The 15415-nt window shown below is 26.9% G+C and carries 18 protein-coding genes; 3 read left to right on the top strand and 15 right to left on the bottom strand.

Annotation, left to right across the window (positions count from 1 at the left end; translation table 4 throughout):
- Window positions 1-96: 96 nt before the first annotated feature.
- The 13 genes from BU00_RS0104300 to BU00_RS0104240 form a co-directional block, all read right to left on the bottom strand.
- Entirely contained in the window at window positions 97-744 is a 648-nt protein-coding gene (locus tag BU00_RS0104300) for a LemA family protein (RefSeq protein WP_027121609.1), read from the bottom strand.
- 8 nt (window positions 745-752) lie between these two features.
- Window positions 753-1178, bottom strand: a complete 426-nt coding sequence (gene atpC, locus BU00_RS0104295) for an ATP synthase F1 subunit epsilon (RefSeq protein WP_027121608.1) — start codon at window positions 1176-1178, stop codon at window positions 753-755.
- Window positions 1178-2581 carry a F0F1 ATP synthase subunit beta gene (gene atpD, locus BU00_RS0104290; protein WP_027121607.1) on the bottom strand — a complete coding sequence of 468 codons (1404 nt, stop codon included), beginning with the start codon at window positions 2579-2581 and terminating at the stop codon, window positions 1178-1180. Before atpD ends, atpC begins: the two co-directional genes overlap by 1 nt.
- Window positions 2582-2592: 11 nt before the next feature.
- Window positions 2593-3444, bottom strand: a complete 852-nt coding sequence (gene atpG / locus BU00_RS0104285; RefSeq protein WP_027121606.1) for an ATP synthase F1 subunit gamma — start codon at window positions 3442-3444, stop codon at window positions 2593-2595.
- Complete coding sequence (atpA, locus tag BU00_RS0104280) at window positions 3444-5018, bottom strand: F0F1 ATP synthase subunit alpha (RefSeq protein WP_027121605.1); 1575 nt, start codon at window positions 5016-5018, stop codon at window positions 3444-3446. The genes atpG and atpA overlap by 1 nt, the downstream gene beginning before the upstream one ends.
- Window positions 5018-5569, bottom strand: coding sequence for an ATP synthase F1 subunit delta (atpH, locus tag BU00_RS0104275; protein WP_027121604.1), 552 nt, complete (start codon window positions 5567-5569; stop codon window positions 5018-5020). The genes atpA and atpH overlap by 1 nt, the downstream gene beginning before the upstream one ends.
- 1 nt (window position 5570) lies before the next feature.
- Entirely contained in the window at window positions 5571-6143 is a 573-nt protein-coding gene (gene atpF / locus BU00_RS0104270; protein ID WP_245579615.1) for a F0F1 ATP synthase subunit B, read from the bottom strand.
- A 9-nt stretch (window positions 6144-6152) separates the two neighbouring features.
- Entirely contained in the window at window positions 6153-6461 is a 309-nt protein-coding gene (atpE, locus tag BU00_RS0104265; RefSeq protein WP_027121602.1) for an ATP synthase F0 subunit C, read from the bottom strand.
- A 12-nt stretch (window positions 6462-6473) separates the two neighbouring features.
- A complete protein-coding gene (locus BU00_RS0104260; RefSeq protein WP_027121601.1) occupies window positions 6474-7241 on the bottom strand; it encodes a F0F1 ATP synthase subunit A in 768 nt (255 codons plus the stop codon).
- Window positions 7228-7659 (bottom strand): hypothetical protein, encoded by a 432-nt coding sequence (locus tag BU00_RS05295; RefSeq protein ID WP_027121600.1) that lies wholly within the window; start codon window positions 7657-7659, stop codon window positions 7228-7230. The genes BU00_RS0104260 and BU00_RS05295 overlap by 14 nt, the downstream gene beginning before the upstream one ends.
- Window positions 7660-7779: 120 nt before the next feature.
- Window positions 7780-8664, bottom strand: a complete 885-nt coding sequence (gene tsf, locus BU00_RS0104250) for a translation elongation factor Ts (protein WP_027121599.1) — start codon at window positions 8662-8664, stop codon at window positions 7780-7782.
- A gap of 29 nt (window positions 8665-8693) precedes the next feature.
- Complete coding sequence (gene rpsB / locus BU00_RS0104245) at window positions 8694-9527, bottom strand: 30S ribosomal protein S2 (protein ID WP_027121598.1); 834 nt, start codon at window positions 9525-9527, stop codon at window positions 8694-8696.
- Window positions 9528-9699: 172 nt separating this feature from the next.
- Entirely contained in the window at window positions 9700-10617 is a 918-nt protein-coding gene (locus BU00_RS0104240) for a nucleotidyltransferase (RefSeq protein ID WP_027121597.1), read from the bottom strand.
- Between the two features lie 137 nt (window positions 10618-10754).
- Between BU00_RS0104240 and rpmF the strand changes: the two genes are divergently transcribed.
- From rpmF to ruvB, 3 genes are all read left to right on the top strand, one after another.
- Window positions 10755-10958 carry a 50S ribosomal protein L32 gene (gene rpmF / locus BU00_RS0104235; protein WP_027121596.1) on the top strand — a complete coding sequence of 68 codons (204 nt, stop codon included), beginning with the start codon at window positions 10755-10757 and terminating at the stop codon, window positions 10956-10958.
- Window positions 10959-11059: 101 nt separating this feature from the next.
- Window positions 11060-11662, top strand: coding sequence for a Holliday junction branch migration protein RuvA (gene ruvA, locus BU00_RS0104230; RefSeq protein WP_027121595.1), 603 nt, complete (start codon window positions 11060-11062; stop codon window positions 11660-11662).
- The gene (gene ruvB, locus BU00_RS0104225) at window positions 11640-12605 is read left to right on the top strand and encodes a Holliday junction branch migration DNA helicase RuvB (RefSeq protein ID WP_036459158.1); all 966 of its coding nucleotides are present in this window, start codon (window positions 11640-11642) and stop codon (window positions 12603-12605) included. Before ruvA ends, ruvB begins: the two co-directional genes overlap by 23 nt.
- Before the next feature lie 55 nt (window positions 12606-12660).
- Here ruvB and BU00_RS04855 read toward each other — a convergent pair whose 3' ends face one another.
- Together BU00_RS04855 and BU00_RS0104215 are read right to left on the bottom strand one after the other, a co-directional pair.
- On the bottom strand, window positions 12661-13929 hold the full coding sequence (locus tag BU00_RS04855; RefSeq protein WP_051521879.1) for a metallophosphoesterase: 1269 nt from the start codon (window positions 13927-13929) through the stop codon (window positions 12661-12663).
- Window positions 13930-14066: 137 nt separating this feature from the next.
- The gene (locus BU00_RS0104215; protein WP_027121593.1) at window positions 14067-15179 is read right to left on the bottom strand and encodes a DnaJ C-terminal domain-containing protein; all 1113 of its coding nucleotides are present in this window, start codon (window positions 15177-15179) and stop codon (window positions 14067-14069) included.
- Window positions 15180-15415: the final 236 nt, after the last annotated feature.

Here is a 15415-nt window from a genome sequence, read left to right as displayed (position 1 = left end):
TTTGAAAGAATACAATCAAATTTACAATGAAAAACGCCTCAAGAAGTTTGAGACGTTAATAAGTATTAATGGTCTAAAATAGACTTCCATGTTTAATTATAAGTTTTTCATAGAAACATCTTGTCTTTGTTGCTGACTTGCAACAAAAACTGGTAAGCTTGTTAAATGCATTGAAGAGGCAACAACACTTCCTGGAAATGAAAAAATATTTGAATTAAAGGTAGTCACTTTACTGTTATACAATCTACGTGCTGCGGCTATTTCTCTTTCGATGTATGTTGATTGTTCCATTAACTCTTTGTATAAACCAGAAGATTTTAAATCTGGATAATTTTCAGATACAGCTAACAATCTACCAAAAACATGATTTGATAAATCATTCAATTCGTTTCTGCTTTCAGGGGTACCTGAATTTGATAAGTTTCTTAATCTTGTTATATTTTGTAATGCACTTGATTCAAATTCTTTATATGATTTTACCTGATCAACTAGTTTAATTAATGTATCAGCACGTTTTGCTAATTGTGTATCAATAGTTGATGCTGATTCATTTACTTCAACTTGTTGTTTAAGAAATGAATTTCTTTTAATTAAAAAATAAATACCAGAAAAAATAAATAAACCAAGTACTCAAAATAAAATAACTGATGCAGTAGATGATTTGACTTCTCTCATTGTTGCGTCTGCATAAATCGGCATACCTTCTGGATTTTTATTTTCGTGTTGACTAAATAAATTTGACATTAAACCTCCTATTGTTTTTTGTATAAATTATAACTTTGTATTCTATATAATGTTTTCTTTAATTTTGTTTCTAGTTTTAAGATATCAATAGTATCTTTGTTATTCGATAATACCATTTCAATATTTTCTTTATCTTTTTGTGCTCTAGAAATATCGATATTATCTATATTTATTATATCATCTGTGATAATATTCACCTTATCTTTTTCTACATAAACAAGTCCACCACCAATATAACATTTGATATGATTATCATCAGTAGAATGACCGATTGTTAAAACACCTATTTCAATGCTTGAAAAAAGAGGTGATCTTCCTTTTTGGATTCCAATATAACCTGAAGGGGTTTTAAGTGTTACAATTTCAACATCACCTTCATAAAAAATACCATTAGGTACAGTAATTTTTAAATGTGTTGTGTTTTTTGTTAGCATTAGTTTTGTTTTGATTGATTATATTTAGCAATAACATCATCAATGCTTCCAGCATATCTAAATAAATCTTCTGGATAATCATCAAAATCTCCATTTAAAATCATTTTGAAACTTCTGATTGTTTCTGAAAGTGGTACATATGTACCTTTAATACCTGAAAATTTCTCAGCAACTGTAAATGGTTGTGATAAAAAGTTTCTAATACGACGAGCTCTTGCAACAATATTTTTATCTTCTTCAGATAATTCACCCATCCCTAAAATCGCAATAATATCTTGTAATTCTTTAAATCTTTGTAAGATAGCAATTACACCTTGTGCAACATCGTAGTGTTCATTACCAACAACAAGTGGATCAAGTAATCTTGAAGAAGAATTTAATGGATCAATCGCAGGATAAATCCCTAATGAAGCAATCCCTCTATCAAGAACTGTTTTAGCATCCAAGTGAGTAAATGTTGTAGCAGGGGCCGGATCTGTTAAGTCATCAGCAGGAACATAAACTGCTTGAACCGATGTAATTGAACCTCTTCTTGTAGAAGTTATTCTTTCTTGTAATGCCCCCATTTCTGTTGCTAATGTTGGCTGATAACCAACAGCTGAAGGCATACGACCTAATAAAGCTGAAACTTCTGAACCTGCTTGTGTAAACCTAAAAATATTATCAATAAATAATAAAACATCTTGATTTTGTTTATCTCTAAAATATTCCGCCATTGTTAAACCACTTAAAGCTACACGCATACGAGCACCGGGTGATTCATTCATTTGTCCAAAAACAAGTGCTGTTTTATCGATAACACCTGAAGCCTTCATTTCATGGTATAAATCATTACCTTCACGTGTTCTTTCTCCAACTCCAGCAAAAACTGATAAACCGTTATGTTGTGTTGCAATGTTGTTAATAAGTTCTTGCACTAAAACTGTTTTACCAACTCCCGCACCACCAAAAAGACCAATTTTCCCACCTTTAGCATAAGGAATTAATAAATCAATAACTTTGATACCTGTTTCTAATATTTCAGATGAAGTTTTTTGCTCTTCATACGATGGAGAAGGTGCATGGATTGGGCTTCTTAAATTATTTTCTTCTAATGGTAATTCATCAATAGGATTACCTAAAACATCAAACATTCTTCCTAAAACTTGATTTCCTACCGGAACAGAAATAGGAGCACCAGTGTCTGTAACAATTAATCCCCGTTCTAAACCATTAATTGAAGTCATCGCAATTGTTCTTGCTGTGTCATCACCAATATGTTGAGCAACTTCGAATGTGTAAACTTGACCATTTTCATCAGTTACTGTTAGTGCATTTAATAATTTTGGTAGTTTTCCTTCTGGAAAACGAACATCAACAACCGGTCCAAGAATTTGAACAATTCTACCTTGATTTTTTATCATATTATACCTTTCTATGTTGCATCAGCACCAGCAACAATTTCAGTAATTTCTTGTGTAATTATACTTTGTCTTTCTCTATTGAATTCAAGTTTGAGATTTTCTATTAAGTCTTCAGCATTATTAGTTGCATTTTCCATTGCGTTTCTTCTTGAAGCCATTTCTGATATTTTAGAATTCGAACCAAGACTGAAAATCATACTTGCTAAATATAAAGGAACTGAGTTTAATAAAACTGTTTCAGCATTAGGTTCAAATTCTATTACAGAACTATCAATTTTGCTTTTTTTATTATCCAAATTAAATGGAAAAAGAGTTAATGAAACAGGATTTTGAACAAGGTTATTAACAAATTCTGTGTAATATAAAACTATTTCGCTTATTTTATTATTAAAATACAACTTAAGAGATTCCTGTGTTATTTTGTTACCTATTTCATATGAAACTTGATCACCAACATTTATAAAACTCATTAAAATTTGATTTTTGTATTTTGAAGACTTTAGTAATGTGAAACCTTTTGTGCCTATGACTACTATTTTATCTTCTGGTTGGATTGCTGTTTCTAATAATTTATAAACATTATGGTTGTAAGAACCACAAAGACCAAGATCACTACTTATTAAAATATGTAATTTATTTTTTGAAGTATTTTTAGGAAAAACAAGTTCAAAATCTGTTTTATCTATATGCGAAATTAAATCCTCAAATGTAGAAGAAAGAGTTTCGTGATATGCTGCTATTTTTTCATACTCATTTCTTAATCTTCTTAATTTAGCGGTCGAAACTAACTCCATTGCATTTGTAATTTTTTGAGTATTAGTTACAACATTGATACGATTTTTTAAACTATTTAAATTTGGCATTATTTAATATTATATTTCTCTGGAAAAGGTTTATAAAGTCTTGCATCATAATGAGGAATAGAAATAATTATACCTTGGACAATTTTTACTAAATTTTCTTCTATTATTTGATAATCATCAGGTGAAATTTTTTGATTTGAATGTATTCTTGAAACAACACCAGAACCAATATCATCTCTTAAACATCAATCAATAACTGCATCCCGGTAATTAATAATATTATCTTTTGGTAAAGGATTAATAATTCTTTCTTTAATACCAATTAACAAAATAGTTTGTAAAGGTTGTGAAATAGATAAGTATTGTTCTTGTTTAAGTAATTGATAAACTTTTGATCCGTGATCTAAAATTGTTTTTGTAGAATCATCTAAATCAGAACCAAATTGTGCAAAAGCTTGCATTTCATTATATTGTGCAAGTTCTAACTTTAAAGAACCAACAACTTGCTTCATTGCTTTTGTTTGCGCAGCGGAACCAACACGAGAAACTGAAAAACCAATATCAACAGCAGGTCTTTGACCAGAATTAAATAAACTTTCTTTTGTAAAAATTTGTCCATCAGTAATTGAAATAACATTTGTAGGAATATAAGCACTTATATCACCTTGTTGTGTTTCAATAATTGGTAAAGCAGTAATAGAACCACCACCATAATTTGAATTTAATCTTGCTGCTCTTTCAAGTAATTGTGAATGTAAATAAAATACATCACCAGGATAAGCTTCACGACCAGGAGGTCTTCTTAAAAGTAAAGATAGTGTTCTATAAGCAATAGCATGTTTTGATAAGTCATCATAAACAATTAATACATCTTCACCATTACTCATTCATTCTTCAGCAATTGTCACCCCAGTATATGGAGCAATATATTGTTGTGGAGCAAGTTCTGAAGCACCTGCTACAACTACTGTTGTATATGATAAAGCATCAGTATCAAAAAGTTTTTGAACAATTTGTGCAACAGTTGAATTTTTTTGTCCAATTGCTACATATACACATTTTACATTTTTACCTTTTTGGTTTATTATAGTATCAATTGCAATTGCTGTTTTTCCAGTTTGTCTATCTCCGATTATCAACTCACGTTGACCTTTTCCGATTGGAATCATAGTATCAATTGCTAAAATACCAGTTTCAAGTGGTTGATTAACTTCTTCACGAGACATTACACCAGATGCAGTTTTAAAAATTTCTGCTCTTTTTTTACTTTTAATATCCCCTTTTCCATCAATAGGATTTCCAAGAGCATCAACTACACGACCTAATAATTCATTTCCGACAGGAATAGAGATAATCTCACCTGTTCTTTTAACAGTGTCACCTTCAGAAACAGAATTAGCATCACCAAATAACGCAATACCAACAGTTTCTTCTTCTAAGTTTAATGCTAAACCATAAACATCGTTATCAAAAAGTACTATTTCGCTGTTTTTTACTTTTTCTAGACCTGAAACAACAGCTATTCCATCACCTATTGAAACGACTTTACCGATTTCTGAACGATCAATATTAGAATTAAGGTGTTTAATTCTGTCTTTGATAATTTCAGAAATATCATCTAATTTGATTGCCATTAAACCTCCTCTTTGTTATAAATAATATTATTTTTAATTTTTTCTAAATCATTTTTAATATTTACTTCAAGAATTTCAGTTCTTGAAACAATTTGAAAACCGCTAATTAAATTAGGATTAATATGATTCGTTATTTCAATTGTTCTTCTTGTAGTTTTTTGTAATTTTTCTTTGATTTTTTGTAATTCTTCTTTTGATAAAGGGAACGCTGAAACAACATCGATAAATCTTATTTTCAATTCTCTGTTTGATAACTTTAAATATTCAATAATAATTTTTTTAATAAATTGTATTGCTTTTCTTTGAACAATGACCTTTATTGTATTAATAATTACTCAATGAAAATCTTTAAAAATTTCATCAACAATTTTTAATCTTTCTGTTTCTGGTATCAAATCATTTTTTAAATACTCAAAAAATTCAAGATGCTGATTAAAAAGTTCTTTAATCGTTTCAAACTCATGTTGCATTTGTTTAAGATCTATTTTTTCTTCTTGTACTAAATCAAATATTGCTACAGCATATGCTGCAATATTTCTTTTTTGATACATACTATAACTCCTCAACTTCTTTATCAGTATTTAAGTATTGATCAATTAAATCTTTTTGAGTTTCTGGTGTTATTTCTCTTTTTAGTATTTTTTTTGCTAAATCAGTAGCAACTTCTACAACATATTTTTTTGAATTATGTTGAAACTGTCTTTGTTGCGTTTGAATATCAATTGAAGTTTCTTCAAGCATTCTTTTTGCCTCTTTTTTTGATAATTCAATTTGATGTTCTGAAACTTTTTCAGCCTTAATTTTTGCAGATGTAATTATATTATCCGCTTGAATATGAGCGTTTTTTAAAGTTTCATTTACTTGATTAAGTTTTAAAATACTTTCTTCTTTTTGTTTTATTGAATCATCAATATTATTTTGAATAAAATCTTGACGTGCTTTTATTAATTTTTTAACTGGTTTATGAACTAAAAAATAAAGTGTAATAAATACTATAATAAATGCAATTATTGTTGCAATAATTATAGGAATACTTGGAAATAAACCAACAATTTTTTCATTAAGTGTTGTTTCAATACTTACTGTATTTGTTGATTCACTTCCTTGATTAAAATATTGAATCATAATTCAAAATTATTTTGCAACGAAGATAATTAAAATAGAAACAATAAAAGCATAAATAGCAGCTGTTTCTGCTATACCAGCACCAATAATCATCATTAAACGAATTTTACTTTCGGCTTCTGGATTTCTACCAACAGCTTCAGCTGCTTTACCAGCTGCATACCCTTGTCCTATCCCTGTACCTAAAACTCCAATAGCAGCTAATCCGGCACCTATTGCTAATAAACCTACATTTCTTGGATTTTCTGCTGGAGCAGAATTTGTTTTAACAACTGTTGATGCAGTTTCTTCTAATAATTTTGTTACTTCTGTAATCATAATATACCTCTTTTAATAAATTGAATGAACATTTTTTTTAGTTCATGTTTTAAATATTGATTTTTTGTGTGAAGACTTTTCTTTTGCTTCTGATGCTTCAGAAGTTCAATAAACTAAGGTTAATAAAGTAAAAATAAAGGCTTGTAATAGTGAACCAAATAAATCAAAATAAAAATGTAAAAATGGTGTAATCAACAAACCAATAAAAGCGAACACGGGTTGCGAATAAGCAATGTTTCCAGCAATCAATGAACCTAACATATGTGATAATGTATATATTAAACCAAGAATAATTGATCCACCTAAAACATTACCATATATACGAAAACTTAAAGATAAAATAATTGATAACTTACCAATTAACTCAGTTGGTATTAGTATATTTTTTAATAAAAATTTAATTTTTTGAAAAATAACACCAATAACAAAAATTCCAACCCATGTAAAAAGTGCAAGAATAAATGGAACTGAATATGAAGTTACAACGGGTTCTAAACCAAAAATAGCAACACCATTACCAACTAATAAAAAAGTAAATAAAGTTATAATGTATGGTTTAATTTGAGGCAGTGTTTCTCCTGCAACATCAGTATGTAATTTTTCAAATGTACCAACATACATTTCAGCAATTAAAACAATTCCATTCGATGCTTTTTCTACTTTTGTTTTTCTTACTTTTAAATAAATAAAAATAGAAAAAACTATAATAATAAAAACAGTAAGTATAATAGATACAAGTTGTGTATGGTTTCACTTAAATAAATTATTACTTTCGCTCATTTTTACCACCTTTCTTTTTGAATAATATTTCAATTAACGAATATATTAACAATACATAAAAACAAAGCGCAAAGCTGAAAGACAATTCTGGGATATTTATTATTCCATATCACCAATCAGAACTTGTATTATTAACATAAATTAAATTAATTGTTTTAGCTAAATATATGGTTATTGCAATCATAAATAAGAATAAAAACATTTTAAAAAAAATAACTAAATATAAAAAAAGTTTTTTTCTTTTAAAGAAATAACTTAATAATATCGTTATATTAAAAAATAAATATGAAAACAACCCTCCAATTGCAAATCCAAAAAAAAGTTTTTTACCAAAAAATTCTAATATGAAAAATATTAAACTTAATATAAAAAAAACAATTCAAAAGGCTTTTAGATAAGTTTTTATAAACTTTTCCATAAAAAAACTTCCTTTCATTTGCTTTTATAATTTTAATACTTTTTTATCTTTTTTATATTCTTTTTTTTAGTTGTTTTTTTAATAAAAAAATGCAAAAAGATTTTTTGCATTTGTGTAAAATTATTCACCAGCCATTTTGCTTGCTACTTCTGAAGCAAAATCAACTTGAACTTTTTCAATACCTTCACCTACTTCAAATCTAATTGAACTAACTAATGAAGCGTTTGCGTTATTTAGATATTTTTCCACAGATACACCATCATCCATAACAAATGGTTGTTTTTCAAGAACGAATTCAGATAATTGTTTATTTAATCAACCTGATTTAATGTTTTCTTGAATATTTGCTGGTTTTTTATCAAAATTATCTGGTTTTTGAAAACTTTCTTTTAATGTTTCAAGTCTTTGTGCTGGAATATCTGAAACTAATATAAATTCAGGATTCATAGCTGAAACATGCATTGCAACATTTTTAGCCATTTCTTCTGAACCACCATTAATTGTAACTATTGAAGCGATTCTTTTATTTGCATGAACATATTGTCCTAAAACTTCACCATCTTTAGCTTCTACAAATTGCACACGACGTAGTGAAATTTTTTCACCAATAACTGATGTTGCTTCTAATAATGCATCAGTAATTTTTAAACCTGAAGGAATAACCACTTCTAATGCTGCTTCAAGGGTTTTTGCTTTATTTTTAAAGATAACTTCAACTAATTCGTTTAATAATTTAACAAATTTTTCATTTTGAACTACGAAATCTGTTTCAGAGTTTACTTCAATAATAACTGACTCTTTTTGGTTTCCATATGTAATAACAGAACCTTCTGAAGCAATTCTACCTGATTTTTTAGCTGCTTTAACAATTCCATTTTCTTTTAATCAATTTATAGCTGCTTCTACATCATATGAAGAAGCTTCTAATGCTTTTTTACAATCTATTAATGAAGAATTAGTTCTTTGTCTTAATTCTTTAATTAATTCCATTTTGTTGTCGCTCATATTTTCTCCTTTGTTATTTGAAAAATAAATTAGTTTTGTGAATTTTGTTGATTATTATTGTTTTCTTCTGTTGTTTGTTTTGATTGAAATTCAGGTAAAACAACTTTACTGTCATCTTGGTATGCAAATAATGGTTGGCCACCCCTTGCTTTAACAATAGCATCTGCGATAACAGTCATAAATACTGAAATAAATTTAGCTGAATCATCGTTACCTGGAACACCTAAATCAACTAAATCAGGATTTGAGTTAGAATCTAAGATAGAAATAACTTTTAAGTCTTTTCTCTTTGCTTCTTTAACAGCAATTTCATCATCGTTAGGATCTGCTACAATCATAACTTGTGGTATTCTTTTCATTGAACGAATACCACTTAAGTTTTTGTGTAGTTTTTCTAATTCTTTTGTAAATAATAAAGCTTCTTTTTTAGTGTAACCTTTAAAATTATTTGACGCTTTCTTTTCAAGTTCTTCCATTGCTGCAACACGTTTCATAATTGTTTCATTATTTGTTAATGTTCCACCTAATCATCTTTCTGTAACATATAATGAATTTGTTCTTTCTGCTGCATTTTTTACTGCTTCACGAGCTTGTTTTTTAGTTCCAACAAAGATGAATTGTGCACCTTTACTTGCCAATGTTTGAACAAGTGAGTAAGCAAATTCTAAATGTCTTGCTGTTTTATTAATATCAATTATGTGCGCACCATTGCTTTTTTTGTTTGGTACTAAATATTCCTTCATTTTTGGATTTCAAGCGTGGGTTTTGTGTCCAAAATAAGCACCAGCTTCTAATAATTTTGATTTTGAAATAATTGGGGTTTTTTCTTGTTTAACCTCAACTTTTTTGTTTTCTGTTGTCATAATATTTCCTTTTTTAGTTTGTTATTTTTTATTTTAGTTTCTAACACCTAGCACAGATTATTTTGCACACCCAAGTGAATCCACTAAAATTTTATTTAATTTAAATAGTATATTATAAGATATAAAAATACTTAGAGTAATTGTACCACTTTTTTATATTTTTAAAAACGTATTATTTCTTTACTCCAAGCAATACAAATAAATATGTGCGCTGAATCCTACTTCTTGTATATCTTTTACTAACACAAGCTTCAATAAACTCATCGTATGTTTCTTTATCAATATGTTTTTTAAATAAATTCTCTATTCCTTCGCTTATCATTTTAATCTTTTGTAGTTTTTGTACTGAGAGTTTTTTTACTTTATTTTGAAATACTGGATATGTATCCTCTATCAATTTAGGTTTATTGATTAACATAGGTGTAAATTTAGTATAATCTTCACCATTTTTTATCATACTTCTTATTTTTGATGCCGAAGCAAAAGTAGTGAAAGTTTTATCTGAGTGAAAATCAATTGTTCTTTTTATGCACACTGGTTTAATATTTAAATTATTATGAACAATATATTTAACATACTCTACTCCTAGAATATCATTAGGTAGTGAAATATCAAGACCACTAAGTTCTTGAAGTGCTAAATTAGTAGCTTTTGGAAAACTGTTACCTTTGTATTTTAAAAACGTTTTCACAAGAAAGTTATATTCTTTTGCTTGATATTTTGTTATGTGAGCTATTTTTTCAAAAACTAAAATATCATCAGTCTCTGATCCAAAAAATAAATATTGAATTCCTTTTTTTGCAAGTTTTTTTACAGCCTCAGAAGCAAAAATATGTGCTGCTTGTGATGAAATTTTGGTTTTTAGTTTTATAAATTTATTCACCCCGTATTTTTTTGCTATTTTTACCCTTTCTCTTCATGAAGCTACTATTATTTCTCCTCTTTGAGAATATTTATGTGACATTGCAACAATTATTTGTGAATTCGGAAATTTTTCTTTTATTTTATTTATTTGATGAATATGACCATTATGAAATGGATTATATTCAACAACAATTCCTATTTTTATCTTTTTTTTCTTAAAAAACATAAAAAAAATTATATAAAAATAAAATTTTTAATATAATAAAAAAACTTATTAGAAAAGTGAAGAATTTGTTATTTTTTTAACATTTTTATATTATAATATGAAAGCATTATAAAAAACCACAAGGAGGTACCAAAAATATGGCTATAGTTCCAAAGCGTAAAACTTCTAAACAACGTAAACGTAAAAGACAAACTCATAGTGCTTTAGAAACCCCAAATTTAATTAAATGTTCAAATTGTACAAATATGATTGAACAACATGTAACATGTAGATTTTGTGGTTTTTATAAAGGTCAAAAAGTTAAAGCTTATGTTGCTTTAAACGATAGAATTCAAAAATAATAAATATCATATTTAATATGGTATTTTTTTATTTATTTTTTATTTTTTGTTCTTTATTTTTGTTTAAAGTAAAAATCCATAATATAAAAATGGAGGTTAAAATGATACTTTATAAAATAGGCGAAGTAGTTTATAAAAATAAAAATAATTTAATTTTTGAAAATAAAGGTGATGGATATATCGTATCTGTTCCACAATTAAACAAATGGGAGGTTGGACAAAAATGTAAAATGTATTTGTACGAGCACAATAGTGAATATTACAAACAAACATTTGGTTTTAGCGAATTTAAAGAAAGATTGCTTTTTATTGATTTAATTTCAATTGACAAAATTGGTCCAAAGGTCGCAAATTTAATACTTGGTTTAGGTTGAGAAGTAGTAGCTAATTACATTATTGAAGAAAACTGAAAAGAACTTGCAAAAATTAATTTTGTTACTGAAAAAACAGCAAAACTTATTTGTGTTGAATTAAAAAATAAATGATCAAAAATGGTTAATAAGGAATCAAGAGAAGTAAGTAATCAAATAAAACAAAATTCATTATTAACTGACCTTGCTTCAACACTAAAAACCTTAGGATTTTCAAAAAACCAAATAGATTATGCTGTATCTAATATTAAAACATCAAGTGATATAGATACAATGATTGAGGAAAGTATAAACTTACTTACAACAAGAAATGAATCAATCATCACAACTTAGGCCAATATCTTTTGATGATTTTATCGGACAAAAAACACTCAAAAACACTTTGAGATCAATGATAAATAGCGCAAAACATCAAAATAAACAAATGCCACATATACTTTTATATGGTCTTCCTGGAATGGGTAAAACAACTCTTGCTTCTTTAATCGCTTATGAAATGGGTAGTGATATCCATTTTGTTCAAGGAGCAAATTTAGAGAAAAAGAGCGACATAATTAATATGCTATCTATTATAAAAGAAGGTGATATTATTTTTGTTGATGAAATACATAGCATTAATAAACAAATTGTAGAATTCTTATATAATGCAATGGAAGATTTTGTTTTTGATTTAATTGTTGGTGCTGAAGGTAATTCAAAATCTGTAAGAATGAAAATAAAACCATTTACACTAATTGGTGCGACAACAAAATTAAACGAAATTGCTCAACCTTTTAAAGATAGGTTTGGATATCTTGCAAGACTTAGCAATTACACTGAACAAGAACTCTCGGAAATAATAAATAATAGTTCTAAAAAACTTAATATAAATATAGAAGATAAATATATTAATATTATTTCACTTTATTCAAGAAAAACACCAAGAATTGCTAATCACTTATTACAAAGAATAAACGATTTTGCAATAAGTGAAAATAACGGTGTTATTAATAATAAAATACTAAAAATTACCTTTAAAAATTTAGGATTATTTGAATATGGTTTAACAAGGGATCATATTGAATATTTAGAAATTCTAAAAGAAGGTTTTGAGGATAAATATGTTTCTCTTTTAACAATTTCAGGAATTTTATCTCAAACAAAGGAGAATATTCTAAGTGAAATTGAACCGATTTTGCAATACTTTAAACTTATAGAAAAATCTTCAAAAGGAAGAAGAATTTCAAGCAAGGGTATAGATTACTTGTTAAGACAAAACTTTCAAAGTTTTAAATAAAACACAAAATTATAAGATAAATTTCGCAATTAGAGTCCTGTTTTGTGAACGTCAATTAAAAAGTCACGATGCAAGTTTTGAACTTGCTCGTGACTTTTTGTCCCATCTGATAAAATATCTTTTGGTGTTCTATTTCTATATCACCTAATGATTTTGTAAATCCTTCTGTTTGTGTTATATAAATGTCAGGATTTATTTTGTTTTGAATGTCTAAAGATTTGCGAGTATGTCCATCAATTATTAAATCAAGATCAGAATTTATATTTTTAGCTAAATATTCAGAAGTTCATTCATATTGGTTTTTATTATTTCCTAAATGTGTTGTTGCAATGAAGAATGAAATATCTTTATGTTGTTCTTTTATTTCATTTATTACTTCTTTAGTTGCTTCAACAGGTTCTTTAAATTCAACAAGTTCTGAATTTTTTGGATGTGATGTATAAAAAGTATCTGGTGAAGTAATACCAAAAATAGCAACCTTTATTCCATTTAATAATTCTTTAATAATATACGGTTTAAATACTCTTTGGCCTACTTTTGTTTGATCATATCCATTTGGTTTTATTTGATTATTTGAATAATCCTTATAATAAATATTAGCAGAAATAAATGGAGTTACATTATCACCTTTTTGGTTTTCTTTATCTATTTCAATAATATTATCTAAACCAAAATCAAATTCATGATTACCAATAGTTATAGAATCATAACCAATATTTTTAGCCATTAAAGCAATACTTTTACCAAAATCCGCATCAGAAAGTGGTAAACCCTGTATTAAATCACCAGAAGAAACTAAAATATCATATTTTTTATTTTTTAAATATTGACCAATTTTTAAAATGCCTGCGTATAAATTGTCGCTAGAATCATCAAATTCAATTCTTCCGTGTTCATCGTTTGTGTGAAAAATTCGAACTGTTCTGATATCGCTTTTAATTTTATTTTCTTCTTCTCTTAATTCATTAAACAAATTATTGTATTTATTTACTATTTTATTTAATTCATTGCTCGCTAAATTATATAAATCATTTATTTCTTTTTTTAATTTTATAATTTCTTTTAGATTATCTGCTTCAGCATCTAAACGATTTTTTTTATCTTTAATATCATTTGCATATTTTTTAATTTGATCATTATATATTTTATATGTATTTTTATATTCCTTTTTTATTTGATTTAATTTTGTATAGTCTTTTTTATCTATTTTAATTTTATTATCTTCTTTTTCTTTTATACAACTGATCATTGTCAAGGGTAAAATAAAAGAATTTATTAATGAACCAAATATACTTAATCTTAATAGTGTTTTATTTTTTTTCATATTTATCCTCTGATTAAACTAACTAATAAATTTTATAACATTATCAATTAATGATTAAAAAATACAAAAATAACTCTTAGAATATTGAATTAAATTTCATATTCTAAGAGAATAAATTTTGCTTATATCTTAAACTTTTATATAGTTTTATTTACTTTTTTAACAAATGTTTCATTTGAAGAATCATTTAAACTTTCTAAAACTTTGTTCATTTGTTTTAAATCAAATCTTGATAAATCTGGTTTAATAATTTTAAGTTTTAATTTTAAATCACCATAACCATATCTTGTTTTAACACCTTTACCAGGTATAACAATTACATTTTTATCAAAATATTTATCACTTAATTTTATTTTTGTATCACCATATGGTGTAGGAACTGTGATAGTCTTTTCAAGCATAATGTCTAAAAATGATACAGGAAGTTCTAAATAAATATTTTCATCATCTCTTTGAAAAAATTTATGAGGTTCAATATTTATTGATATATATAAATCACCAGAAGAGCCACCATTTTGACCTGGTTGTCCAAAACCTGATAATTTAAGTCTTTGACCTTCCTTTGTACCTTCTTGGATAGGGATATTAACATCTTTTTCGACTTTTTGATTTCCCTTACCTTTACAATTGTCACACTTTTCAATAATCTTTTTACCTAGACCAGAACATGCTGAACAGGTCATTACTTGTTGTTGTTGACCAAAGAAACCTTGAACAATTTTTGTAACATGTCCTGAACCGCCACATGTTGAACAACTTTGAAAACTTTTTCCATTTTTAGAACCATTTCCACCACAGTGTAAACAGTTTTCATATTTAGTAATTTTTCTTTTTAAATTATCACCAAGAATACTTTGCATAAATGTTATATTGATATATGCTTCTTGATCTGAACCCTTTGTTGGTCCTGTATTTGATTTTCTTGATCTTCCTCCAAAACCAGAGAAAATATTTTCAAATATGTCTTCAAAACCACCAAAACCGTTAAAACCTTGAAACCCACCAAAACCACTAGCACCGCCTTGTCCATTAGCAGCTGCATGACCAAATTGATCATATGTTTGACGTTTTTGTGAATCTGACAAAATTTCATATGCTTCATTTAATTCTTGCATTTTTGCATCACTACTTCCATCTTTTAATTTATCAGGGTGGTACTGTTTTGCTAATTTTCTATAAGCAGTTTTAATTTCTTGATCACTTGCATTTTTAGCAACTCCAAGAACTTCATAGTAATCTCTCTTTTTCATAAATAATATTTTAGCACATTAATACTTTTTTTGCTAAAAATATTTAATATATTATTATTTATTATTTTTTTAAGAAAACAACACAATTTAAATTGTGACAAAATTGAGATTATTTCACAGGCACAATTTGATAGTAAAAATAACGTCAATTAAAAAGTCACGATGCAAGTTTTGAACTTGCTCGTGACTTTTTGTCCCATCTGATAAAATATAGTAAAAGTCAAAAACGAAAGGAC

Source organism: Mycoplasma leonicaptivi ATCC 49890 (assembly GCF_000622205.1).
GTDB lineage: Bacteria > Bacillota_I > Bacilli_A > Mycoplasmatales > Metamycoplasmataceae > Mycoplasmopsis > Mycoplasmopsis leonicaptivi.
This window is presented reverse-complemented; position numbering and strand designations above follow the sequence as displayed.